The organism is Halobellus marinus, from assembly GCF_032113415.1.
Lineage (GTDB): Archaea > Halobacteriota > Halobacteria > Halobacteriales > Haloferacaceae > Haloquadratum > Haloquadratum marinus.
Genome location: NZ_CP134946.1, coordinates 1,622,776 through 1,646,052 on the forward strand (window position 1 = coordinate 1,622,776; position 23,277 = coordinate 1,646,052).

Sequence of the window (23,277 nt, forward strand, 5' to 3'; positions counted from 1 at the left end):
TGTCGGCGTATGTACGAGGTCGAGATCAAGGTCCCCGCGTCCCACGATGCCGTCCGCCCGGCCCTGCTCGACGCCGACGCCGAGCGGGTCGAGCGGGTCAGACAGGTAGACACCTACTACGACGCTCCCCACCGCGATTTCGCCGAGACCGACGAGGCGCTCCGACTGCGTCGGGAGATGCGCGAGTCGGACTCCGGATCCAACGACGGACCGAACAGCGACGCCGAAACGGCGATACTCACCTACAAGGGCCCGCTGGTCGACGCGGACTCGAAGACGCGGGAGGAACACGAGACGGTCGTCGCCGACGGCGACGGCGCCGCGGCGGTGTTCGACGGCCTGGGCTTCGAGCCGGCGGCCGTCGTCGAGAAGGAGCGGGAGTTCTTCGCCCTCGACGGCTACACGGTCACCCTCGACAGCGTCACCGACCTCGGCGAGTTCGTCGAGATCGAAGGGCACGCCGAGGACAGCGCGGACGTCGCCGCCGTCAGAGATGGCGCGGCGGGGGTCCTCAGACGGCTCGGGCTGGAACCGGCCGATCAGATCAGGACCTCGTACCTCGGTCTGCTGCTCGACGGCGAGAACTCGGAGTCACCGGGCGGCGAGTGAGTCGACCCCGCTGGCCGGGAGGCGACTCTCGCATACACTCGGGTTATAATATCTGGATCGAAATTTTCCGCAAGTTATAGAACACGCGGGACAGAAGGCCAGCACAATGACTGAGCGGAACATTACGATCGAGGCTGCAGACCGGGACGCCGTCGAGGATCAGGCGGTGGAGATCGTCGAGCGGAAGGGCATCGGCCATCCGGACTCGATCTGCGACGGGATCGCAGAGCACGTCTCGCGGGCGCTCTCACAGCTCTATCTCGACCGCGTCGGCCGCGTCCTCCACTACAACACCGACGAAACTCAGCTGGTCGCCGGCGAGTCGGCGCCCCGCTTCGGCGGCGGTGAGGTCGTCGAACCGATCTACGTCCTGATCGTCGGCCGCGCGACGAAGAGTTACGACGGGCAGCGGCTTCCGATCGACGCGACTGCTCTCTCGGCCGCCCGCGAATATCTCAACGAGCACGTCCCCGAACTGGATGTTGGAACCGACATCGTCGTCGACACCCGCATCGGCGAGGGCTCCGGCGATCTCCAGGACGTCTTCAGCGAGGACAGCGCGGAGGTCCCGATGTCGAACGACACATCCTACGGCGTGGGTCACGCGCCGCTGACCGAAACCGAGGAGATCGTCCGGACCGTCGAGACCGAACTCAACGGGCCCTACGCGGCCGACAACCCGGAACTCGGCCCCGACGTGAAGGTGATGGGCAAGCGCGAGGGTGAAAAGATCGACATCACGGTCGCGGCAGCGATGGTCGACACCCACATCGCGGATCTGGATGCGTACGACGACGCCGTCGAGCGCGTCCGCTCACACGTCGGCGACGTCGCCCGGGGGCTCACCGACCGCGAGGTCCACGTCGACGTCAACACCGCCGACGACTACGACGAGGGATCGATCTACCTCACGGTGACCGGCACCAGCGCGGAGATGGGCGACGACGGCTCCGTCGGCCGCGGCAACCGCGCCAACGGACTCATCACGCCAAACCGGCCGATGAGTATGGAGGCGACCTCGGGGAAGAACCCCGTCAACCACATCGGGAAGATCTACAACCTGCTTTCGACCGACATCGCCGAGGCCGTCGTCGCGGAGGTCGACGGCATCCGCGACCTGCAGGTCCGACTCCTCTCACAGATCGGTCGTCCCATCGACGAGCCGCACGTTGCCGACGCGAAGGTCGTCACGGAACCGGGCGTCGACCTGGCGGCGATCGAACCGGAGATCCACGCGATCATCGACGACCGGCTGGCCAACGTCACCGACGTTACGCGCCGCGTGATCGACGGCGACCTTTCGACGTTCTGATACTGTCTGTCGTCGTCTCTCCGCAGTGCTCGCCGCTACCGGAGGGAGCGAGCACCCGAAAAAGGTACAACAGTCAGTATGAAGCGATTCGGCCTCCAACGTCGAGTGTGACGAACTCCTCGGATGCCACTCCGGACGCGAACGGCCCGAACGCGGTCCTCGTCGGGTACGGCGACTTCGGAGCGAAGAGCAGCGGCGTCCGCGCGAAGATGGCAGAACGCGTCGCGGGCGAAATCGAGGCTGCGCTCGCCGCTGCCGGGATCGACGCGACGGTCGAGCGGCTGTGGTCACGGGTCGTGATACGGACTGATCGGCCGACTGACGCCGCGCAGATCGCCGCAACCCTCCCCGGTGTCTCCTTTGCTCGCCCGGCGGTCGCCGTCGACCCGCGATTGCCCGCGATCAGCGCGGCGGCCCGGCGGCTGGCGGCGGACGCACACCCGCCCAAAGAGTCCTATGCGATCGACAGCGACCGGATCGGCCCAGCGGCGACACACGACTTCTCGAACCGCGACCTGAAGGTCGAGGTGGGACGCATCGTCGGCGAGGCAACCGGTGCATCGGTCGATCTCGACGACCCGGACCGGACGTATCGGATCGAGGCACGGGAGACGGAAGCGTTCGTCTCCGCCCGTCGATTCGACGGTCCGGGTGGGCTGCCGGTCGGGACGCAGGGGCGCATCGCAGTCCTCGTTAGCGGCGGGATCGACTCCCCGGTGGCGATGTGGCGGCTGCTCCGCCGCGGCTGTGTCGCGATCCCAGTCTACGTTGATCTCGGCGAGTACGGCGGGGCCGATCATCGCGCGCGAGCAGTGGAGGTGATCGACACACTCGCCGAGCGGGCCCCACGAGCGGACCTCCGGCCCCGGGTTGTCGACGGCGCCGACCTGGTTGAGCTGGTCGTCGAATCCACGACGGCCACGCGAATGCTCTCGCTCCGGCGAGCGATGCTCGCGGCCGCCGAGAGTGTCGCCGAAGCAGAGGATGCTCACAGCCTCGCGACGGGCGAGGCGCTGGGCCAGAAGTCCAGTCAAACCGCCCCGAACCTCGCAGTCACCGAGGCCGCCGTCCCGCTGCCCGTCCACCGACCGCTTTTGACCGTCGACAAGCCCGAAATCGTCGCGGAGGCGCGTGATCTCGGGACCTACGCGGATGCGACCCTGCCGGTGGGTTGCGATCGAATCGCGCCGGCGCATCCGGAGACGAACGCGACGCTCGCGGCCGTCCGCGACGCTGAGCCGGACGATCTCCTCGAACTGGCGCACGCGGCTGGCGGGCAGGCCGAAATAGTATCCCGCTGAGCGCCTCTCAGTCGGGATCGTTCAGAGACCTCTCGATCAGGCGCGTCTGACCGCCGTCCGATCCGGACCGCACAGACGTCTCTCAGTCAGGCGCGTCCGACCGTCACCTGATCTGAGCCGTGTGAACGTGTACCGACTGACGTTGTGTGTCTGTTCACCTTCCCTCGCGAGATCGTTAACGATCGATACTATCTGTGTGAAAGACCGGGTTGAAATGGATTTAGGTACTTCCAGGCCCTACGTTTGTTTGATGTCAAAGACGTGCCGTCCCTCCCCGTCGACCGTCGACGCGGAGTGGACCGTGAGGCAAGTGGTCCCGCGCTCCGACTGGGACGCCGCTGTCGAGCCGTGCCCCACCTGCGGCGACGATGTCGACCGCCGCGAGTCGCACTATCAGGTCGAACTCGATCGCAAGCGGACGCCCGGACAGGAGATGAAACTGACGCGGGAGCGGCGACTGCTCTCCTTCTGCGATGAGGCCTGTGCGACAGCGTGGCTCGACAGTGCCGCGAGCCCCTGATACTGATTACTCTCACTTGTTACCGTCGAGCACCGCCAGCGGGGATGCGCTCGGCGGGAAAAGACGAGAGTAATCAGTATGAGTCCCGCAGTTCTCCGCCGTCTCCTCTCCCGCACCGCAACCGATATATGAGTTCCTCTCTCCAGCACAACCGTGACGCGGGTCTGTTTCGTCGGAGCGCCGGACGTCAACGTCCAGTACGAACTGCTCTCCCGTGAGACGGCCCGCGAGGCGCTCTCCACGTACGAGCGGCACACACCTTTCGAGAACTCGCTTGCCGTCGATACGGTGAGTCTGGGTGCGGCCGTCTCGCTGTGTAACGACCTGAACTGGTACCTCGTTCGGTTCGTCGATCTCACGCTCGTCCGCGAGCCGAGCGTCGCGGCCGACGAGTGGCTGAGCCGCTCGCTCGCGACGGCGATCCGCGATGGCGACGTCCAACCCGAGGAGACCGGCGAGCTGCTCGCGGTCTACGGGCTGGAGGGCGGCCGCCCGGTCGAGCCGATGTACGTCACGCGTCGCCCCGACGGCACCGTCCCCGCCTACGATCTCCGCCCGGTCGAGGAGACGGTCGTCGTCCGCGTGACCGAAGCGGAGTTCGACGCCGTCTGACGTCGGGTTGCCGTCGCCGTTTTGACCCGCGAAACCGGGCCATTTGTCCCGTCTGACGCCTGTCAGCCGTCTCCGATCCCATCGCGGCAGCTCCGGGGTCGTTCGCAGCGAACAATTAAGATGCACGCTCCCGACCATCGGCATATGGACGAAACCCCACAGAAGATGACCAACCTCGTCGGCCGCGAGGTGTACTCGAACGAAGGCGTCTTCGTCGGCGAGGTCGCCGACGTCAGGCTCGATCTCGTCGATCGACAGGCGGTCACCGGACTCGCGCTCACGCAGGTCAACAACGAACTGTTCGGCGATCTGGTAACCTCCGAGAAAGGCGTCATCCTCCCGTACCGGTGGATTCGCGCCGTCGGCGATGTCATCCTCGTCAACGACGTTACCCTCCACGACGTCATCGAGGAGATGTCCGGACCAGTCGGCGACCCCGACGAGGACTCCGCAGTCGCGTAACCGGTTCGTCCCCGTCCTGGCTTCCGGGCTGTCTCTTCTCGTGGCTGATCGATCCCACCGCCGACCAACAGCCATTTGCGGGGGGAGACTGAACTCAGGGGTATGTCGGACGACACAGACGACCCCGCCGAGGGGAACGATGCCGAGGAAACGCCGGACGCCGAGAAAGCGTCGGACGCCGAGTCCGAAGCCGAGGAGAAATCCTTCCGCGAACGCGTCGAGGAGATCCGCGAACGGCGCGAGGAGGAACGCGAAGAAGGCGACCGCCCCGACCCCGAGGAGATGATGGGCGGCGGTGGCGGCGGCAACCCCTTCGCACAGATGATGAGCGGAATGATGGGCGGCGGTGGCGGCCCGCCGGGGATGGGCGGCGGTGGCGGCCCGCCGGGAATGGGCGGCGGTGGCGGCCCGCCGGGGCGAAGCGGCCAGGAGGAAAGCGGCGCTGACAACGAGGAACTCGTTCGCGAGGTCCGACAGCTCCGTGACGAGGTCCGCGACGCGACGCGACAGCTCCAGCGGATCGCGCAAGCGGTCGAGGACCTCGACGACTAAGTTCCGCTCCCGTCTTCTGCCCGTCCGCTGACTACTCGGCGACCGGCCGAGTGCGGTTTTTGCCGACGACCCGCTCGTAGAGTGCCGACAGTTCGTCGACCGCGTGTTCGACGCTCATCTCCTCGCGACGGTCCAGACAGGCCGCCGAAAGCGCTGCCCGTTCGTCGAGGACGCGATCGATCGCCTCGCGACAGGCCGCGACGTCGCCGGGGTCGTAGTGGTAGCCCGTAACGCCGGATTCGACCGTGTTCGAGAGCGCCCCGGCGTCGACAGCGATGACGGGCGTCCCGCAGGCGTTCGCCTCCAGGGCGACGAGCCCCTGCGTCTCGACCGGACTCGGGAAGACGAACGCGTCGAGCGCGGAGTAAAACGCGGGCAACTCCTCGCGCGGCAGGAAGCCGAGGAAGCGTGCGTCGAGGTCGAGGTCGGCCGCGAGCGCTTCGAGGTCGTCCCGCGCAGGGCCGTCACCGCCGACGACGACCGTGGCATCGATCCCGGCGGCGGCTCGCAGAAACTCCGAGAGGTTCTTCTCGTACCCGTGCCGGCCGGTATAGCCGACCAGCGGTCCCGCAGGGAGGTTGTGGCGATCCCGGAACGGTTCCGGATCCGTCGGGCCGAAGAAGTCGATATCGACGCCGTTCGGAACGACGACCGCTGGCGTGTCGGGGTCGAGTTCGTCGGCGACCCGGGCTCTCGTGTCCTCGCTGGGACAGACGACCGCATCGGCACGGGAGAGGAACCACTGCTCGTACCGCTCGGCAAGCCGTTCGATGCCATACTCGACGCGCGGGCGGGAGGTGAGATAATCCGCGTATTCGGCGGTCGGGGTGTGATAGGAGGTCACGAGCGGCAGGTCCTTCCTGCGGGCGAGCCGGACGCCGCCGAGGCCGACCGCGAAGGGCGTGTGCGCGTGGACGAGGTCGACGTCCGTCGCCGCAGACGGAATATGGGGGGTGCCGAGGCGGAACCCCTCGTACATCGGAAACGGGAGGCTCCGAACGGGATACTCCCCGCTGTCGGGATCGTAGTCGTCGCTCGCGGGGTAGACGACTCGCATCGTCCCGCCGCGGTCCTCCCAGCGGTCGCGCCACGTCTGGACGGTGTAGGACACGCCGTTGACAGTGGGGAGATAGGTGTCGGTGAACGCGGCGACCGAGACGGGTGCCATCGGCGGCGATTCACGGACGCGGGGTTAATCAGTTGCGGAACCGGCGTCGGAGTCGACGGTGCGGCCGTCCCGTATGGTGTCGGGGTCTACCGGCCGGCCTGCATAGTGTCAGGTCTACCGGCCGGCCTGCATAGTGTCAGGTCTACCGGCCGTCACAAACGGTGTCGAGGTCGACCGACCGACCCGCCCGCACGGCGTCGTGCACCTCGCGGTACAGGGCGGCGAGCTGGTCGCCGACGCGGTCGAGGCTGTGCTCCAGCGCCGTCTCTCGGGCGTTATTACCCAGCCGCTCCCGGAGGGCGTCGTCCTCGGCCAGGCGTTCGACTGCCTCGCGGAACTCCGCGGTCGTGTCGCACTTGAGACAGTCGTGACCGTCGGTGTAGAACTCCTCGAACACCGGGATGTCGCGGAGGACGACCGCCTTCCCGCAGGCCATCGCTTCGAGGACGGCGATCCCCTGGTTTTCGTTCTTCGTCGGGAAGAGGTAGACGTCGCCGGCGCCGTAGGCGCCGCGGATGTCGTCGACCCAGCCGGTGAAGGTGACGTTCTCGGGCGGATCCGAGGTCCACCGGCGCACGGCTTTCGAGGCGTGCGGCCCGGTGTCGTAGGGGCCGAACCACGCGAAGTCGTACGGCGTCGCCTCCGCGACCCGACAGAACGTCGTCAGTCCCTTCCGCTCGAAGACGTTGCCGACGAGGAACACGACCGTTCCCGAGAGGTCGTAGCGCTCGCGATACTCCTCGCGGAGGTCCGCGAACCCCGCGAGGGCGTCGACGTCGACGCCGTTCGTGATCGGGCGGATCGGCGCGTCGACAGGGTACGATTCGAGGACGTCTTTCGTGTACTCGGAGGGACACAGCACCAGATCCGCCTGCGAGTAGAACCACCGAAGGTAGCGGCCCAATGCGGGAGCGACTGTCGTCGACCCGCGGAACGACTCCGCGAAGTCCTCTCGGGTGACGTGCGTGTGGAGAACGAGCGGGATCCCGTTCCGCTTTGCGTGCCTGGCGACCGCGAGCGACCCCGGCCCGACGAGGTTGCAGTGGGCGACGTCGTACTCCCGGAAGACGCCGTCGCCGGTCGAAAGCGAGCGGAGCGCCGAGAGCGGCGCACCGCCCTGCCACGGCGAGGTGACGACCTCGACGTCGGTCCCGTCGAGTGCGGCCCGCTGGTGGTCCGCAGCGGTGCCGATGCCGCTTCGCTGGAGGTGGGATTCGAGTTCGAGGTAGTTGAGGACGCGGAGAGACACGTCGTAGGGCGTTCTGCGTGAACCTATATATACCGTTGCCTTCGCGGCGACGGGAGGTCTGCGGCCTATCCCCGACGCGCGGCCAACCAGAGATGGGCCCAGGGGACGTTATGCCGCCGTTAGCGCCCCCGAGCGGATTCCGGCGGGATCAGGAGAACGTTGTTGTTGCCGCGGGCGACGACGGATTCCGAGACGCTCCCCAGGAGGAGCCGCCGGAGGCGGCTCTGCCCGCGCGTCCCCAGGAGCGTCGTCGTCGCGTCGACCCGGGTCTCCTCCGCGCGAATCTCCTCTGCGGGATCGCCCTCGCGGACGTTGATGCCCGCCTCGATGCCCATCTCCGACTCGACTTCGGCGGCGAGGTCTTCGAGCTGTGCCGTGGCGTCCGACACCGACGTCTGACTCTTTCCGGACTTGACGTACAGGAGATCGACAGCCTGCGTGGCGCCTTCGAGCCGCGGCAGGTACTCGAACGCCCGTCGGGCGTTCTCGGAGAAGTCGGTCGCCACGAGCACGTGCTCGAAGAGGTGTTCTTTCACGACCGCCTTGTCCGACTCCGGCGGCGCGATGCGCTCGACGAGCAGCGGCCGCCTCGTTGTTCGGGCGATGTTCCGCGTCGTGCTGCCGACGAGTCGGTTCGAGAGTGCACTCTCGCCGCGGGAGCCGACGATCACCATATCCGCGTCAAGCCGGTCGGCGAATCCGGTGATCCGTCGGTGTGGCGTCCCGCGGGCGACGTGCGTCTCGACGGCGAACCCGGCGGATTCGAAGACCTCACGCTGTGGTTTCAGCGCCGTCCGAGCGTCCGCCGCGGTGTCCATCCCCGGGAGACCGCTGGAGACGTTGTCCGGGACGACTGTCACCAGGTGGACCTTGGTGACGCCGATGTTGTCGAGACAGTCGAGACAGGTCCGCGACCGGATTGCTGCCTCGTTCGCGTCCGAAAGGTCAGTGGCGAATACAACGCGCATACGTCCGCTTCGTGCTCGACAGTTTAATATTGTGCGGTAATCCCAATAATATGAGACAGCAAAAGATCCGGAACGTCTTTACTCGCCCGTGGTGGTCTCCCGGTATGGACATCCCGGCCGAACGCATCGAGCGACTGCACGCACTCGCTCGGGCCGCGACGGCCGATGGCGACGTCGACCGCGGTCGGGAGTACGTCCGCCTCGCGCGCCGGATCGCCGAGCGAAACCGATCCGGCCTCCCGCGTCGGTTCCGCCGGTTCGCCTGCGACGACTGCGACGCGTACCTCAGGCCGGGAGCGACCGCCCGCGTCCGTCTCCAGTCCGGGCACGTCGTCGTCAGGTGTCTGGAGTGTGGCGCGACGAAGCGGTACCCCTACGACGCTTGATTTGCTCCCCGCGCTGAAGCGCAGGGCTGTCTCCTCGGTTTTCCGTAACGAAGACGAGGCAAGAGACCGATTCCGATCCGTCGGCAGTCTTAAGTTTCAAACCGTATGCCTCCGTAGCGGGTTCGTATGGACGAAGAGGAGTTGCGGAAGCAGGCCCACGACCTGGACGTTACCGTCTGGGTGGGCAAGGGGGGAATCGATCCGGTCGTCGAGGAGGCGTCCGATCAACTCGCCGACCGCGACCTGATCAAGGTGAAGTTCCTCCGGGCGGCCCGCGGGGGGACGACCGTCGAGGAACTGGCCGACGAACTGGCCGATCGCACCGACGCAAGCGTGATCGAGACACGGGGTAACACGGGGGTTCTCTACCGATGATCGGGGGCGCAACTCTGCAGGTCGGCACCGGCCTGAGCGGATCGATCGCCCGCATCCTCACCAGTATCGGGATCCCCGACACGATCGCCGGGTTGCTCGGCCAGGTGCTGGCGTTCCTCGTCGTCTTCATCGTCGTGTACGTGGTCGGCCGGAGCGTACTGATCCCGGTCGTGAATCGGATGATGAACTCCCGGGGACTGGAGGCGCACGCCCGGCGACCCCTCCGGCGGATCCTCCTTGTCGTCGTCGTCTTCGTCGGGATCACCGCTGCCTTCGGCGCGGCGGGCTTTCCCGACTTCCTGCGCTCTTTGGCGACGATCGCCGCCGCTGCGACGCTGGCAATCGGCTTTGCGATGCAGGACGTCCTGCAGAACTTCGTCGCGGGCATCTTCATCTACACCGACAAGCCGTTCAAGATCGGCGACTGGATCCAGTGGGACGGCAACTCGGGCGTCGTCGAGGACATCAGCTTCCGCGTCACGCGCGTCCGGACCTTCGACAACGAACTGCTGACAGTCCCGAACTCACAGCTCACCGACGGCGTGATCAAGAACCCGGTCGCGAAGGACAAACTCCGCCTGCAGGTCCCCTTCGGGATCGGCTACGACGACGACACCGAGAAGGCCACGGAGATCATCGTCGAGGAGGCAGAGGCCCACGAAGAGATCTTGGAGGATCCCGCGCCGACGGTGCGGCTTACCGAACTGGGCGACTCGTCGGTGACGCTCACCTCGCGCGTCTGGATTGCGGACCCCAACCGGTCTGACTTCGTGAAGACGCGCGCGGAGTACGTCCAAAACGTCAAACAGCGGTTCGACGAGGAGGGGATCGACATCCCGTACCCCAACCGGACGCTCGGGGGGGAACTCACCGTCGCTGGGTTCGAGGAGATTTCGCCCGACGACGACTGATACTGACTGTCGCGAGACGGGCCGTACTCTCCGGGCGGCTCAGAGTTCGATCCGCTCGACCAGCCGATCCTCGGCCTTCGTATTGACCGCGACGATTCGAATGTGGTTTTCGAGCCCGGAGCCGTCGAGTTTCGCCTTCAGCAGATTGTCGACCTGATAGACGCCTGCGGCGTTCACCATCTCGATCTCGACGAGGACTGGGCTGCCGTCGCCAGGTCTGAGTGAGACGCTCTCGATCGCCTGACTCGACAGGGTGTTGATGCCGCGACCACCCTTCTCGTAGGGGATGCGCGAACGGCCCCGCTCCATATCGAGGGCGTCGGCGACCCGGATGACGCCGGCCTCGGTCGTCAGCGGGTCCTCCTCGGTGTGGTGACAGAGGATCGCGTGAAGCACCTCCGCCTTCATCCGGACGGCCTCGCTCGCGTCGTAGAACCCGAACTCCGGGAGCAGCCGGTCCAGCAGGTCCGCTGCCAATGGAATCGAGTAGTAGACGTGCTCGTCGCGGTGAACCACGTGGCCGATGTCGTGCAGCGTCGCCGCCAGTGCGATGATCACCGGTTCGTCCGCCTCGTCGAGATCCTGGTCCCTCGCGCCGTTGAACCCGACTTCGCCGCCTTTCAGCAGGTCGTACAGGTTCAGCGCGCGGTTGCGGACGATCTCGACGTGCTTCGTGCCGTGGTCGTTGTAGCCCTTTCTGGTGACAGCGTTGACGTTCTGTGCCTCCAGGTAGGTCGTGATCTCGGGATCCGAGAGAAGGTCCGGGAGAATCGCGTTGAGGCGTTCGTCCGGGAAGTTGTGCGCTGCCGCCGGCTCGTACTCCCGGCCGCCGGTTTGGTCTGCGTCGGTCATACCCCCGGCTACCCCGGCGACGGCAAAGAGGGTGCCGCCGTGATCCGGCGGCTTCGCGAACCCCGGGATCCGCCCTCACTCCCCGTCGCACGACACGAGCGAAGAGATAGCGTCTATTTCCGAGCGTCTTCGGCCGCCTCGGCGACGGCCCCGTAGTCGGGTTCGACGCCGGGGTCGTCGCTCACCCATTCGTAGGTGACCGTGCCGTCACCGTCGACGACGAAGACCGCCCGCTTTGCGACGTTGCGGACGCCGAGGTCCGCGAAATCCATCGAAACGTCGTAGGCGTCGACGAGTTCGCGGTTGGTGTCGCTGATCAGGCCGAAGTTCAGGTCGTTCTGGTCGCGGAACTCGTTGAGCGTAAACGGCGTGTCGATGCTGATGCCGTAGACTGTCGCGCCGACGTCCTCGAAGTTGGTCATCCGGTCGCGGAAGGTGCACATCTCCGTCGTGCAGGTGCCGGTGAACGCCGCCGGGAAGAACGCGACCACGAGCGGTGCCTCGTCGAGGTGTTCCGAGAGGGTGAACGAGTCGACTGAGCCGTCTGCGAGCGGTGCCGTGAAATCAGGTGCGTCGTCGCCGACTGAAACCATACTCCCGCTTCGGGGGCATCCGGGTTCAGTGTTGTTGTTTCTGGTCCCCCATATGTCTGCGACGCCCAATTTCACGCGAGTGTGCGGAGCAAAAAGCCTATAATTGCGACTGAGTTAGGTGCTGGTAGTGATGTTCGGAACCACCACCCCACTGTTCCCGGGGCTGCCGGGCGGGCCGGAAGTACTCGTCGTGCTGCTCATACTGGTGTTGCTGTTCGGCGCAAACAAGATCCCGAAACTCGCCCGGTCGACAGGTCAGGCGATGGGCGAGTTCAAGCGCGGCCGCGAGGAGATCGAAGAGGAGCTCAGCGAACTGGAGGACGACGAGGAAGCCGAGGAGACCGAGACCGAGGCCGAAACCGAGACCACGACGTCGACTGAATCCAACTGAGCTGTTCTCCCGCCCGCCTCGTTTTCCCCTGCTCGGCGGTTTTCCGGGAACCGTATCTGTTTAACCGCTGACTTCGCTACCCCACGGTGGGACGTGTGGCCTAGTGGATCAGGGCGAGGGGTTCCTAACCCCTAGAGCGCGGGTTCGAATCCCGTCACGTCCGTTTTCCGCCGCGCGACAGCGAGGCGTGAAAACGACACTGCGGGATTCGAAGCAGGGAGGTCGCGCGCAGCGGAGCGAGCACGTCCGACCGTGGTTCGAATTCCGTGACGGTCGTCCGCCCCGCTCACTTCCCCGACAACTGCTCGCTCCCTCCGCTCGCGGGCTTTCTCTCACGCCAGTCCATCTCCTGAGCGACGGCCGTTCCGACTACAGATCCACGCGGTCGCCGATCTCGACGATTTCGAGCGTCTCCGGGTACGCGTAGCTCCGTGCGTGGTGGTGCAGGACCTTCGGATCGGCGGTCAGCCCCTTCCACATATCCCAGTGGCTCGGGAGGTAGCGATCGAACTGCAGATCCGACGCCATCTCGATCGCCTCGTTCTCGGTCGCATACCAGCGGGTTCGCTTCGGTTCGCCCGTCTCCTTGTCGTCGATGTTGCCGACTGCGCCGAATGCGAGCACGCCCAGGTCGATGTCGTAGCGCTCGCCGACGGCGTCGAACTCCTCGTGGGGCTTCGTGTCGCCGCCGTGGAAGAACGTGCCCGTGTCGTGCTCGAAAACGTACGAGACCGGATGCGTCGAATCCGGGTCGTTCGAGATCTCGACGTGGACGGTGAACTCCCCGACATCGACTGTTTCGCCCTCGGCGACCTCGTGGAACTGAGATTCGTCGACGTCATACTCGCCGATCCACGCCTCCTCGTCGAGCGCCACGGACAGGGAGTCGTCGGGGGCGTAGAAGGTCGCCCCGGTGTTCTCTAAAATCGGCGCCTGACTCGGGCCGTGGGTGTGGTCGGTGTGCTCGTGGGTGGCGAAGACGGCGTCCATCTCCGTGATGTCTTCCGGGGTAAATGGGACCGGGATCATCCGGACCGTCCGCGGCGGATCGCCCGTCCCGATGTAGGGGTCAATCGCAACCGTCGTTCCGTCGCGACCCTTCAGGATGAATCCGTTACAGCCGAGATACCAGATCGCCACGGTGTCCGGATCCGCCGATTCGACCGCACGCGGCAGCCAGTCGCTCCAGTCGCTCTGCGTCATAGGTTCGGGTGCGGCCGGCCGGGGACTAAGTGTTCCGGAGAAGGCTGCAGCGGTCATTCGAGGGGTCTCCCCCGGTCGCTGATCGTGAATCTCTCGTGCGAAGACTGGATATATACACATATAATGAGTACTGAGACGACCAAAGGCAGGAAATTCGGCCTAGGAACGTGACGTCCTTCCACAGAAGATATTTATATCGGAGCACTCTCCGATAAATTGCTATGTCATCCCATAACAGGGAAACCGCCACGTTCTCACAGATGGATGCCGCGATGCGGCAGTGCAGTTCGTGGCGCCCCGGATCAACCGCCGATTCCGCCTGAGTTGATGGTGCCTCGCCCCCCTACTCGGCGTCGAGGTTCCCGAACGCCTGGTCGACTAACTCGCCGGTGTCAGCGATAATTTCTGCCATCGTCTCGTCGTCCGGCGCCATCCCGGCAAGTCGTGCGATGCGCATAATGCTCACGTGATAGACGGTCTGGACGCCCGGCTCCTCCTGCCAGATCACGACGTTACACGGGAACAGTGCGCCGATCCGCTTTTCGCTCGCGTCGAGGGCGCGGTCCGCCATCGTGGGGTTGCACGCGCCGAGGACGTAGTACGGGTCGCGGCCGGCGTCGACCTTCTCGTTGAGCATCTCCGACGCCGAAAACTCGGTCGCGACGCCGAATCCGGCGTCCGTGAACGCCTCGCGGACGTGTTCGACTGCCGCCTCGTGCTCCATATCGAGCGTCGCGCGCTCCTCGCCGATATCTCCCGCAGCAACTGCCTCCGGATCGATGGGTAGTGTCATCGTGGCCCCCTTCGCTCTCCATCTATGAAAACCCGCGGGGGCCGGAAAGAGAGGAACGGAGAGGAGAACCTCAGAGCGGAACCGGCAGCCAGCGCAGCGCGGCGAGGACCCGCTCCGGCGGCACAACCGGATCGTGGAGGACGAGCCAATCGAGCAGCGTCAGGCCGAGTCCGTGGGCCACGATCGACGGCAGCAACGACTGGCTGTGGTAATCGAAGGCCCCGAAGAGCACGTCCGTCGGGGACGAAAGCAGCAGTTCGATCGGCGGCTTCCCGACGTGGTGGAGGGCGTAGACCGCCGGACTGATGAAGACGCTCTTGAAGCCGAGTTCCTCGCTGACACCGACACACAAGAGGCCCCGGTAGTACGTTTCGGCGGCGATCACGACGATAAGTTGCTGGATCGTATGCGGGAGAAACGCGGTCAGCGCCGTCGACGTCTCCCACATCGGATAGTACGCCCGGATGCTCGGTAGCGACGACCCGACAAGGTAGAAGGGGACGACGAACGCGGCGAGGACGAGCGTATCGCGGAGCGCCGCCCGATCGACGTGGAAGCCCAGATCACGGCCGTGCGTGACTGCGAGCCCACCGGGAACGACCAGAAACAGCACTACGTCGCGGACGACACGAGCAGTGAGGTCGGTCGGCGGGACCGTCCACGTGCTCCACAACGCCGAGAGAACGAGGCCGACGATAAGCGACCGCTGGAGCCAACTCGTACCGACTGCGAGGTCGCGGATCCGGGTGTGGGCGGACACCGTCCTCAGCGGCCCCTTACTCCGTCTTGACGGGGCCGTCGCCGACGACGTCTTCGAGGAGATCGACGAACGACTGCCGGGAGTCGATGTACGTCTCGTCGATCTCGTCGAGGACGTCCGCGAGCGTCTGCGGGCCGGACGGCGTCCGGATCACACTGTCGCCTTCCTGTTCTTCGATCCGGCTCACTTCGTGGGGCCAGGTCAGCCGAGCGGCGACGCGCGCGAGCGGTTGTCCCTCGACGGATGTCTCCTCGCCGAGTTCGACGACCGGTCCCTCGGCTTCTTCCTCGTCTGTCATACCCGCGGGTTGGCAATCCCGGCCAATAATCCCTTCGACCCGGCTATCGTAGCGGTTGCACGTCTTCGTTCACACGATCGCACGAAAGCAAGCGATCGGATGGCCAATCAGTTGCAAACGCGGCTATTCGTCGTGCATCTGTCTGACGTACCGTTTTGTGTCGCGGGTCCGAAGGGCCCGTATGACCAGTCTCTCGGAGGTCTACGAGGGGAAACAAAGGGGGCCGAGCCTCCGGCGACTGCTCTTCGGGTTGGCGCTGTTTCTCGCCGGGGCGATACTGGTCGTCGCCGGGATAGTCGTCGCCACGACCGACGTCCTCTACGGGAGCGAACTGGCGGCGCTGACGGCCAAACGACAGCTCGGCGGCGTCCTCGCTGGCGTCGGCGTCCCCGCGGTATTCCTGGGCATCTTCGCCGTCCTCCCCTCGGGGCGACTCACCAAGGCGGCTGGGGTCGTCGGCGCTGGCATCGCCGTGATGGGCGTCGCGCTCTTCACCTACGCGTACCCGTGCCGTTGGTCGGGATCGCTCTGCGGTGCCGGCAAGCCGGATCTGACGCTTTTGACCGTCGGCATCTACTTCCTCGGCGCGATGCTCACCTTCTGGGTGCTGTTCGTCGGGGTTGCGAACTTCAAAACGCGAAACGACCCCGGCGGCACCGCGAAAGTGAACGTCACGCGAAAACACGAGACGAAGTACGTCCCCGTCGAGCGCTCCCGCGGCGGATTCGGCGGCATCGGCTTCTTCGGCGGGACGCCGGACGGCGAGGTCGAAACCCAGACCGGCGGTGGCTCGAAGCCAACAGGTGCGTCCAGTCGGGCCTCCGACGGCGGCACCGACGCCGAATCCATCACGTCGCCGCTCGACGGGTCGAGTACTGCCGCGAACGGTGGCGCACCGGCAACAGCGAACGGCGGTACGCGGTCGCCCCGTTCCTCGCGCTCGTCGGCCAGCGCTTCGACCACCACCGACGCCTCCGAATCGCACGCTGCGGCCGGTGACGGGGCCCGCGACTCCGCGGGGGCACCCTCTCCCGGCGACACCTACTGCGGCAACTGCGCACACTTCGAGTACGTCCGCACGGACGCAGGAATCCAGCCGTACTGTGGTGCGCACGAGGAACTGATGGACGATATGGATCCCTGCGAAGACTGGGCTTCGCGGCGGAAGAACCGTCGCTGATCGTCGGTTTCCTCTTCCCGCTGGTCCCCTCCCATTTCGCCGTTATCGTCGCTGATCGTCGGTTCACCCTAAATCTCCGCGAGCGTCGCCGCCACGTCGTCCCAGTGACTCCCCTGCCAGAATACCTGTCCGCACGCTCGACAGCGCCAGCAGTCGGTCTCGGCCGGGTCGGGCGCGTACTGTGGCAGCGACTCCTCGGGGTCGACTGCGCGGAGTTCACCGTTGCAGGCGCCGCATCTGACCGGCGGGTCAGCCAGCGAGAGATCGTAGCCGGCCTCGCGGACCTCCCGGAGTTGCTCGCGGAGGTCGCGTGACGACAGGAGGACAGCGTCTGCGGCGCGGCCCGCGAGGTCGACGTCGCGGGTGAAAACCGTTCGGCCGGATTCCCGCGCCCACTGCAGGATTTCGTCGTCGTTCGGGTCGTCTTGAGGCGGCGGAGTCGCCTCCTCACGTCCCCCTTCCCGTGCATCCAAGACGTACGCCGCGTCGTAGCCGCACATCCGGAGATACGTCGCCAGTTTGCCGAGCATCGCATCGAGAAGGAGCCGATCGGTGTCGGACACGGGTCAATGGAGGAACGAGCGGAGCGCCTCGGTGTCCCACGCGTTCAGCACGTCGTCGGCCTCGCACCATCCGCGACGGGCCGTGTGAACACCGTACCGTGCGTAATCGAGAGAATCTGGCGCGTGTGCGTCGGTGTCGACGGCGATCACCGCGCCGGCCTCGGTGGCGACGCGGACGGGGTCCCCGTGGAGGTCCAGGCGCGCGGGATCGGCGTTGATCTCCAGGGCGGTTCCCGCGTCCGCGGCGGCCGCAGCGAGTCGCTCGATGTCGAGTTCCATTCCCTCGCGCTCGTTGATCCGCCGGCCGGTAGGGTGGCCGAGAATGTCGACGCTCGGATGTTCGGCGGCCCGAATCAGCCGCTTCGTCGCTGTTTCGCGGTCCTGCCGCAGCGCGGCGTGCGGCGACGCGACCACGACGTCGAGTTCCGCGAGGAGGTCGTCGTCCGTCGAGAGGTCCCCCCCGGCGCCGATGTTCGTCTCGACGCCGTGCAGCAGCGTCAGATCCGGGTCGACCTCCCGGCGAACCTCGTCGATCGCGTCCATCTGCTCCCGTAGGTCCTCGTCGTCCAGACCGACGTCGCCGACCATCCCCGGGCCCGTAGCGTGGTCTGTCACCGCGTAGTAGTCGTACCCACGCGCTTCGGCGGCGGTGACCATCTCGGCCAGTTCGGCACGGCCGTCGGACCAGTCCGTATGCGTGTGGAGGTCGCCGCGGAGGCCGCCCGGTTCGATCAGGTCCGGAAGCGTTCCCTCGCGGGCGGCCTCGATTTCGCCATTCCCCTCGCGGAGTTCCGACGGAATTAGCGGGAGATCGAGCGCCGCGTACATCGATGCCTCCGTCTCGCCGGCGATTCGTTCGCCGACGCGCTGGCCGGCGTCCGGATCATCGACGTCGGACACGTCGAAGACGCCGTACTCGTTCATCTTGAGGTCCCGTTCGATCGCGACGTTTCGGAGTTCCACGTTGTGGTCTTTGCTGCCGGTGAAATACTGCAGCGCCGCGCCGAACTCCTCGGGCACGACCACGCGGAGGTCCACGCGAATGCTGTCGGCGCGGACGCTCGCTTTGTGCTCCCCGGCCTCGATGGTGTCTGTCGCGGCCGGCCATTCGACGAAGGCGTCGACGACGCGCTCGCTGGCCTCGGAAGCCACGAGGACGTCCACGTCGCCGATGGTATCGCGCCAGCGACGGATCGAGCCGGCAACCGACGCCTCCGCGACGGCGTCGACGTCTCGGAGGTACGCGAGGAGGTCGTCCGCGAGCGGCCGTGCGTCGCCCAGCCGTTCCCGCTCCCCCGCTTCCCGAGCGAATTCGACGTTCTCTCGGATGTTGTCCTCCGTCTTCGCGCCGAAGCCCCTGACCTCGCGGATCTCCTCGTTCTCGGCTGCCTCGGCCAGTTCGTCGAGGGTCGTGATTCCGAGTGCGTCGTAGAGTTTCCCGACCGTCTTCGGACCGACCCCCTCGACGCGCGTCAGCGCCGCCATATCGACCGGCAGGTCCTCGCGGAGCGCTTCCAGTTCCTCGATCTCCCCGGTTTCGACGTACTCGACGATCTTCCCGGAGATCGCGTCGCCGACGCCGTCGATCCGCTCGACTGCTTCGGCGCCCTCTGCGGCCAGGCCTTCGATCGGTTCTGGATGCTCGCGGACGTTCTCGGCGGCCCGCCGGTAGACGTTCGGCTTGTACTCGACGCCGTCGGCTTCCAGCAGATCCGCGAACGCTTCGAGCTGCCGCGCGACCTCGGCGTTGCGGCTCACAGCTGACCTCCGCCCGCCGTGCTGTTGACGTCCTCGTGGCCCAGCGCCTGCTGGAGGAAGTTCATCCAGCGCTTGCGGTCTGCAGTCTCTTGCACCGCTGACTCCTGTTCGAGATCGACGGGTCGGAGCTGTTCGAGCGCGTTCAGGGCGCGGTCGATACCGATGATACTCTCGGCGAGGCGTTCGCCCTCCTCGTAGGACACCTCGCCGTCCTCGATCCGTCCGAGGCGCTCCAGTCGCTCGCGGCGGAGGTTCTTCTTCGCGCGGTCGACCCGGTCGCGTTCGCCCGCTGGGATGGTGTCGCGCCGTTTGATCTCGAAGACGAACTCGCGGAGTTCGACCTCCTCGCCCTGTACCTCGATCGCGTCGGGGATCTCCGCGCCGACCGTCGCGGCCTCGCGGTTGACGCGCTCCAGCAGCTGCTTTCTCTCGAACTCCTTCACGGCTTCGTCACTTCTTGGGCCGGCGCCTACTTCGCTCCTTCGCCGTGCGTTCCGGAGCGAACGGGGGGCTCTCTCCCCTCGAGGACGTCTCCCCGCCTCGAAGAGCCGAGTCGTCCGAGACGCCGGCAGATGGCGCGGAGACGAAACTTCTTATGCCGCTGCCCCGGAAACGGACGGTATGGGATTGTTCGACCGACTGCGCGGCTCGGATCAGCCGCGCGTCGCTTTCATCGGTATCGACGGCGTCCCCTACAGCCTCCTCGCCGAGCACCCCGACCGGTTCCCTAACTTCGCGGCCATCGCCGAGGAGGGCAGCGCGGGCCCGATCGAGAGCATCGTCCCGCCGGAGTCGTCGGCGTGCTGGCCTTCACTGACGACCGGCGTGAACCCGGGGGAGACCGGCGTCTACGGCTTCCAGGACCGCGAAAACGGTTCCTACGATACGTACGTGCCGATGGGTCGGGACGTCCAGGCGACCCGCCTGTGGGACCGCGTGACCGACGCGGGCCGGAAGGCAAGCGTGCTGAACGTCCCCGTGACCTTCCCGCCACAGCGGAACGTCCAGCGGATGGTCTCCGGCTTCCTCTCGCCGGGCGTGAAGAAGGCGGCCCACCCCGAGAAGTTCCGGGACGAACTCAAGGCGCTGAACTACCGCATCGACGTCAACGCCAAACTCGGCCACGACGACGACAAAAGCGAGTTCATCGAGAACGCCCACGAGACGCTCGACCGGCGCTACGAGGCCTTCTCGGACGTGATCGGCCGCGACGACTGGGACCTCTTTTTCGGCGTCTTTATGACCACCGACCGGGTGAATCACTTCCTGTTCAAGGACTACGAGGAGGACGGTGAAAACAGAGAGGCGTTCTTCGAGTTCTACGAGGCGGTCGACGAGTACGTCGGCAAACTCCGCGAGTCGCTTCCCGAGGACGTGACGCTCGTCGTCGCCTCCGACCACGGCTTTACCTCCTTGGATCACGAGGTCCACTGCAACGCCTGGCTCGAAGAGCAGGGGTGGCTCTCCTACGAGGACGACGACCACGATGAACTCGGCGACATCGCCGACGACACCCGCGCGTACTCGCTGATTCCCGGGCGGTTCTACATCAACCTCGAAGGGCGCGAGCCGCGCGGCAGCGTCTCACAGGATGAGTACGAAAAGACGCGCGCGGAACTCAAAGCCGAACTCGAAGCGCTCGAAGGTCCCGAGGGTCGGAAGGTGGCGGACCGCGTCGTCGAGAAAGAGGAGGCGTTCCGCGGCGACCACGACGACATCGCACCGGATCTGGTGGTCGTCCCGAACCACGGGTTCGACCTCAAATCCGGGTTCAAGGGCCACGACGACGTGTTCGGCTCCGGCCCGCGCAACGGAATGCACAGCTTCGACAACGCCTCGCTGTACGTCGACGATCCGGACGTCGACATCGAGGGCGTCACGCCCGACCTCTACGACATCGCGCCGACGGTCCTCGATCTGATGGACGTCGACTACTCCCGTGCGGAGTTCGACGGCGCGAGTCTTCTCAAAGGATAGACCGCTTTTTCTCCTCGGCGACAGGCCGACAGCGCTACAGTAGACTGTCGAGGTCGTCGTTGGTCCACTGGTCGGCGGGGTCGTCGCCGCTGAGGTCCGTCTCAGCCGCTTGGGCCTCCTGTGCACGCTCCATAAACGTCTCCAGTCGATCCGAGCGCTCGACCCCGCCGAGCAGGACCAGCGTCGCCAGCCGATCGCTCGACAGCGGAAAGTCGCCGCCACGGACCTGGAGGCTCCCGGTCTCCTCTTCGACCCAGCGTCTGGCCCGCTCGACCCCCTTCCGCGGGATGCTGTCGTTGTCGCCGGCCACGATCAGCAGAGCCGCGTCCGCATCGGTGGCGTCGGGCAGGCTCGATCCAGTCAGGAGGGCACGTCTGGCGTTGCTCATCACGGTGTTGATGTTCTCCTCCGGATCAGAAGCCGCTTCCGCGGAGGCGTAGCCGATGGCCGCGATGCCGCCGTCCCGGAGAGTGTTGATGATCTCCGAGGAGTCGACGACGCTCTCGGCGACGCCGTCGACGACTTCGCCAGCTGCGAGCAGCAGGCCGACTCGCTTGGCGATTTCCTCGTTGATCGCGTCGAAGCCCTCGGTGAGACTCTCGCCCGTCGAGCGGAACGCGTCGTTGTCGACAAGCAGGAGGGCGTCGGCCTCGCGGGCGAACGTCTTCAAAGACCGCCCCGCGTTGACCTGGTACAATGCGCCTTCGTCGCGGCCGGGGAGGATCCCGAGGCCGTAAACTGGGACGTCGTAGATCCGCTTCAGTTCCTTCGTGAGGACGGGAGCGCCACCGCTGCCGGTGCCGCCGCCGAGTCCGGCGACCACGAAGATCGATTCGGTGCCGGCCGTGATATCGCCCTCGAGTGCTGAGAGCACCTCGCGGCTGTCGGACTGCATCACTTCGGCACCGAGTTCGTTGTCGCCGCCGACGCCCTGGCCCTTTACGCGGTCCTGTCCGATCAGGACGGTCTCGAACGGCAGCTCACGGAGGTCGTTTTTCGCGGTGTTGACCGCGACGGCGCCGCGGACGGCGTCGAATCCCATCCGCTCGTCGTACTCGACCAGTTCGCGGGCGAGTTTCCCGCCGGCCTGGCCGACGCCGATCAGGACGGACTTCATATCTTGTGAGAGAACGAGACGCACCTTCAACGTTGGTGCCGCCGGAGGTTTATAACTAAAGCCGCGGCCACGGCCGGTATGCCGACCGATCCCACGGGCACGGACGCATTCGCAGCCAGTCTCGATCCGGTCGAACGCGCAGTCGACGACGCCCGGACTCCCGAGAGGGAGCCGTCGTCGCCGACCGAGACAGCCCAGCAGTCGACTGCCGGTGATCAGATGAACTCGGGGCAACAGCTGTCGACTGCTGGTGATCAGATGAACTCGAGCCAGCAGGCGTCGGCTGCTGACTCCCAGATGGACGACGCCCAGACAGACCAAACCAAAGACGACACCAGGGCTCACGAGGAGCGGCTCTCGGAACTCGAACGTCGCGTGACCGCCATCGAAGCCGAACTCGAATCAGTGCGCGGGATGCTGGACGGCGTCAACGCCATCGACGAAGCCGTCGAGCGGCGAGCGTCGGTCGCTCTTGCGAAGGTCGAGACGCTCGAACGGGCGTTCGACGACGGGCGAAAAGGCGACCCGCGATCCGCAACTGCAGCCACCCAACGCGACGGATCCGCCCCGAGTGAGCAAACACGCCGGACAGAGCGGGAGGACACACGACCGCCGGATTCCGGCGGGCGACAGCCAGCACCGGATACTGATGAGGAACACGCCGCAGGTGCGGATCGCGGCCGAGGAGTGTCTGCGGGCGGATATCCTCGGGTGAGAGACAGTACCAGTCACAGCAGCGGAGCGTCGGTCGGTGGGGGATCCGATTCCCAACTACAGGAAGATAGCGAGAGCGACTCCCTCGCGTCGCGGCTGCGCAGCGCCTTCCAGTGATCCGGCTGGTTATCGCCGCGGTCCTGACGCTGGCGACGGTCGCTGCCGCGACACCGGCAGTCGATCACGCGCGGGCCACTCGCACCGATACGATGATCGAGGGGACTGTCGATCGGCTCGAACGGGCGGGAGCGCGTCTCGCCGCCGGCTCGGACGCGATACCGACCCGGCGACGGGCTGCGGTCCGGCGCGTCAGCGTTCGATACCCCTCGGAGTCGCTGACGGCCGCGAGACCGGCCTTTCTCGCTGTCGGGGGCCGACCCGGAGGACCGGGGAACCGCTCAGTCGTCGCCTACGCTCTGGAGTCATCGCCGACGCGCCGCCGGACGCTCTCGTTTCCGGTGCCGATCCGGACCCCGGACGGGCCCGTGGTCTTCCGGGACGACGGACGCTATTCGGTCTCGATCGCGCTCGTCGCCGAGGCGGGTCGCCCGACGCTCGTCGTCTCGCGTTCGGAATCACCGTAGCTCCGTGGGGTCGGCACGGATCGCAGGGGGCCGAACCCGCCGGAGGTTTATATACGAGTACGCGGCCAG

General features: G+C 66.2%; 28 protein-coding genes and 1 tRNA gene. 16 read left to right on the plus strand and 13 right to left on the minus strand.

Going from position 1 to position 23,277, the window contains the following annotated elements; genetic code table 11:
• Positions 1 to 9: 9 nt before the first annotated feature.
• From cyaB to RJT37_RS08365, 7 genes are all read left to right on the plus strand, one after another.
• Positions 10 to 609 (plus strand): class IV adenylate cyclase, encoded by a 600-nt coding sequence (gene cyaB, locus RJT37_RS08335; protein ID WP_313689383.1) that lies wholly within the window; start codon positions 10 to 12, stop codon positions 607 to 609.
• A 106-nt stretch (positions 610 to 715) separates the two neighbouring features.
• Positions 716 to 1,921, plus strand: coding sequence for a methionine adenosyltransferase (locus RJT37_RS08340; protein ID WP_313689385.1), 1,206 nt, complete (start codon positions 716 to 718; stop codon positions 1,919 to 1,921).
• A 107-nt stretch (positions 1,922 to 2,028) separates the two neighbouring features.
• Entirely contained in the window at positions 2,029 to 3,222 is a 1,194-nt protein-coding gene (locus RJT37_RS08345) for a tRNA sulfurtransferase (protein WP_313689388.1), read from the plus strand.
• A gap of 250 nt (positions 3,223 to 3,472) precedes the next feature.
• On the plus strand, positions 3,473 to 3,742 hold the full coding sequence (locus tag RJT37_RS08350; protein WP_313689391.1) for a hypothetical protein: 270 nt from the start codon (positions 3,473 to 3,475) through the stop codon (positions 3,740 to 3,742).
• Positions 3,743 to 3,895: 153 nt separating this feature from the next.
• On the plus strand, positions 3,896 to 4,354 hold the full coding sequence (locus RJT37_RS08355) for a DUF5804 family protein (protein WP_313689394.1): 459 nt from the start codon (positions 3,896 to 3,898) through the stop codon (positions 4,352 to 4,354).
• Between the two features lie 144 nt (positions 4,355 to 4,498).
• Positions 4,499 to 4,816, plus strand: a complete 318-nt coding sequence (locus RJT37_RS08360; protein ID WP_313689397.1) for a PRC-barrel domain-containing protein — start codon at positions 4,499 to 4,501, stop codon at positions 4,814 to 4,816.
• Between the two features lie 102 nt (positions 4,817 to 4,918).
• Complete coding sequence (locus RJT37_RS08365) at positions 4,919 to 5,368, plus strand: hypothetical protein (RefSeq protein WP_313689400.1); 450 nt, start codon at positions 4,919 to 4,921, stop codon at positions 5,366 to 5,368.
• Between the two features lie 31 nt (positions 5,369 to 5,399).
• Here the strand turns inward: RJT37_RS08365 and RJT37_RS08370 are convergent, their stop codons facing one another.
• From RJT37_RS08370 to RJT37_RS08380, 3 genes are all read right to left on the minus strand, one after another.
• Positions 5,400 to 6,536: a glycosyltransferase gene (locus RJT37_RS08370; RefSeq protein ID WP_313689403.1), complete on the minus strand. Its 1,137-nt coding sequence runs from the start codon at positions 6,534 to 6,536 to the stop codon at positions 5,400 to 5,402.
• 142 nt (positions 6,537 to 6,678) lie between these two features.
• A complete protein-coding gene (locus tag RJT37_RS08375) occupies positions 6,679 to 7,785 on the minus strand; it encodes a glycosyltransferase family 4 protein (protein ID WP_313689406.1) in 1,107 nt (368 codons plus the stop codon).
• 119 nt (positions 7,786 to 7,904) lie between these two features.
• Positions 7,905 to 8,753 carry a universal stress protein gene (locus tag RJT37_RS08380; protein ID WP_313689409.1) on the minus strand — a complete coding sequence of 283 codons (849 nt, stop codon included), beginning with the start codon at positions 8,751 to 8,753 and terminating at the stop codon, positions 7,905 to 7,907.
• Between the two features lie 104 nt (positions 8,754 to 8,857).
• Here RJT37_RS08380 and RJT37_RS08385 point away from each other — a divergent pair, with 104 nt between their 5' ends.
• From RJT37_RS08385 to RJT37_RS08395, 3 genes are all read left to right on the plus strand, one after another.
• On the plus strand, positions 8,858 to 9,139 hold the full coding sequence (locus tag RJT37_RS08385) for a ribonuclease P protein component 4 (protein WP_311171083.1): 282 nt from the start codon (positions 8,858 to 8,860) through the stop codon (positions 9,137 to 9,139).
• Positions 9,140 to 9,265: 126 nt separating this feature from the next.
• Positions 9,266 to 9,514, plus strand: a complete 249-nt coding sequence (locus RJT37_RS08390) for a YhbY family RNA-binding protein (protein WP_311171084.1) — start codon at positions 9,266 to 9,268, stop codon at positions 9,512 to 9,514.
• Complete coding sequence (locus RJT37_RS08395) at positions 9,511 to 10,425, plus strand: mechanosensitive ion channel family protein (protein ID WP_313689414.1); 915 nt, start codon at positions 9,511 to 9,513, stop codon at positions 10,423 to 10,425. Before RJT37_RS08390 ends, RJT37_RS08395 begins: the two co-directional genes overlap by 4 nt.
• Before the next feature lie 39 nt (positions 10,426 to 10,464).
• On the opposite strand, the gene RJT37_RS08400 is transcribed toward RJT37_RS08395, so the two are convergent.
• The gene (locus tag RJT37_RS08400) at positions 10,465 to 11,277 is read right to left on the minus strand and encodes an HD domain-containing protein (RefSeq protein ID WP_313689416.1); all 813 of its coding nucleotides are present in this window, start codon (positions 11,275 to 11,277) and stop codon (positions 10,465 to 10,467) included.
• Between the two features lie 113 nt (positions 11,278 to 11,390).
• Entirely contained in the window at positions 11,391 to 11,870 is a 480-nt protein-coding gene (locus RJT37_RS08405) for a redoxin domain-containing protein (protein ID WP_313689417.1), read from the minus strand.
• A gap of 130 nt (positions 11,871 to 12,000) precedes the next feature.
• Here RJT37_RS08405 and RJT37_RS08410 point away from each other — a divergent pair, with 130 nt between their 5' ends.
• Both RJT37_RS08410 and RJT37_RS08415 read left to right on the plus strand, forming a co-directional pair.
• Positions 12,001 to 12,261 (plus strand): Sec-independent protein translocase subunit TatA/TatB, encoded by a 261-nt coding sequence (locus tag RJT37_RS08410; RefSeq protein ID WP_313689418.1) that lies wholly within the window; start codon positions 12,001 to 12,003, stop codon positions 12,259 to 12,261.
• Positions 12,262 to 12,350: 89 nt separating this feature from the next.
• Positions 12,351 to 12,424: transfer RNA gene (locus RJT37_RS08415), tRNA-Arg, on the plus strand.
• A 206-nt stretch (positions 12,425 to 12,630) separates the two neighbouring features.
• Here RJT37_RS08415 and RJT37_RS08420 read toward each other — a convergent pair.
• From RJT37_RS08420 to RJT37_RS08435, 4 genes are all read right to left on the minus strand, one after another.
• Positions 12,631 to 13,464: an MBL fold metallo-hydrolase gene (locus tag RJT37_RS08420; RefSeq protein ID WP_313689420.1), complete on the minus strand. Its 834-nt coding sequence runs from the start codon at positions 13,462 to 13,464 to the stop codon at positions 12,631 to 12,633.
• A gap of 343 nt (positions 13,465 to 13,807) precedes the next feature.
• A complete protein-coding gene (locus RJT37_RS08425) occupies positions 13,808 to 14,257 on the minus strand; it encodes a DUF302 domain-containing protein (RefSeq protein ID WP_313689422.1) in 450 nt (149 codons plus the stop codon).
• Positions 14,258 to 14,327: 70 nt separating this feature from the next.
• Positions 14,328 to 15,017, minus strand: coding sequence for a CPBP family glutamic-type intramembrane protease (locus RJT37_RS08430; RefSeq protein WP_313689424.1), 690 nt, complete (start codon positions 15,015 to 15,017; stop codon positions 14,328 to 14,330).
• 16 nt (positions 15,018 to 15,033) lie between these two features.
• The gene (locus RJT37_RS08435; protein WP_311170972.1) at positions 15,034 to 15,315 is read right to left on the minus strand and encodes a DUF5789 family protein; all 282 of its coding nucleotides are present in this window, start codon (positions 15,313 to 15,315) and stop codon (positions 15,034 to 15,036) included.
• A 181-nt stretch (positions 15,316 to 15,496) separates the two neighbouring features.
• Here RJT37_RS08435 and RJT37_RS08440 point away from each other — a divergent pair, with 181 nt between their 5' ends.
• The gene (locus tag RJT37_RS08440; RefSeq protein WP_313689427.1) at positions 15,497 to 16,495 is read left to right on the plus strand and encodes a cell division protein CdpA domain-containing protein; all 999 of its coding nucleotides are present in this window, start codon (positions 15,497 to 15,499) and stop codon (positions 16,493 to 16,495) included.
• A 68-nt stretch (positions 16,496 to 16,563) separates the two neighbouring features.
• Here RJT37_RS08440 and RJT37_RS08445 read toward each other — a convergent pair whose 3' ends face one another.
• From RJT37_RS08445 to RJT37_RS08455, 3 genes are read right to left on the minus strand one after another with little or no spacing between them, the layout of a single operon-like run.
• Positions 16,564 to 17,058: a Mut7-C RNAse domain-containing protein gene (locus RJT37_RS08445; RefSeq protein WP_313689430.1), complete on the minus strand. Its 495-nt coding sequence runs from the start codon at positions 17,056 to 17,058 to the stop codon at positions 16,564 to 16,566.
• 3 nt (positions 17,059 to 17,061) lie between these two features.
• Positions 17,062 to 18,816, minus strand: coding sequence for a DNA polymerase/3'-5' exonuclease PolX (polX, locus tag RJT37_RS08450; protein WP_313689432.1), 1,755 nt, complete (start codon positions 18,814 to 18,816; stop codon positions 17,062 to 17,064).
• Positions 18,813 to 19,259, minus strand: a complete 447-nt coding sequence (locus RJT37_RS08455; protein WP_313689435.1) for a DUF5788 family protein — start codon at positions 19,257 to 19,259, stop codon at positions 18,813 to 18,815. Before RJT37_RS08455 ends, polX begins: the two co-directional genes overlap by 4 nt.
• Positions 19,260 to 19,437: 178 nt before the next feature.
• Here RJT37_RS08455 and RJT37_RS08460 point away from each other — a divergent pair, with 178 nt between their 5' ends.
• On the plus strand, positions 19,438 to 20,793 hold the full coding sequence (locus RJT37_RS08460; protein ID WP_313689437.1) for an alkaline phosphatase family protein: 1,356 nt from the start codon (positions 19,438 to 19,440) through the stop codon (positions 20,791 to 20,793).
• Between the two features lie 34 nt (positions 20,794 to 20,827).
• Here RJT37_RS08460 and RJT37_RS08465 read toward each other — a convergent pair whose 3' ends face one another.
• Positions 20,828 to 21,910, minus strand: coding sequence for a tubulin/FtsZ family protein (locus tag RJT37_RS08465; RefSeq protein ID WP_313689439.1), 1,083 nt, complete (start codon positions 21,908 to 21,910; stop codon positions 20,828 to 20,830).
• 78 nt (positions 21,911 to 21,988) lie between these two features.
• Between RJT37_RS08465 and RJT37_RS08470 the strand changes: the two genes are divergently transcribed.
• Complete coding sequence (locus tag RJT37_RS08470; RefSeq protein ID WP_313689441.1) at positions 21,989 to 22,741, plus strand: DUF7310 family coiled-coil domain-containing protein; 753 nt, start codon at positions 21,989 to 21,991, stop codon at positions 22,739 to 22,741.
• Positions 22,738 to 23,208 carry a DUF7311 family protein gene (locus RJT37_RS08475; RefSeq protein ID WP_313689444.1) on the plus strand — a complete coding sequence of 157 codons (471 nt, stop codon included), beginning with the start codon at positions 22,738 to 22,740 and terminating at the stop codon, positions 23,206 to 23,208. The genes RJT37_RS08470 and RJT37_RS08475 overlap by 4 nt, the downstream gene beginning before the upstream one ends.
• The last annotated feature ends 69 nt before the right edge of the window (positions 23,209 to 23,277 follow it).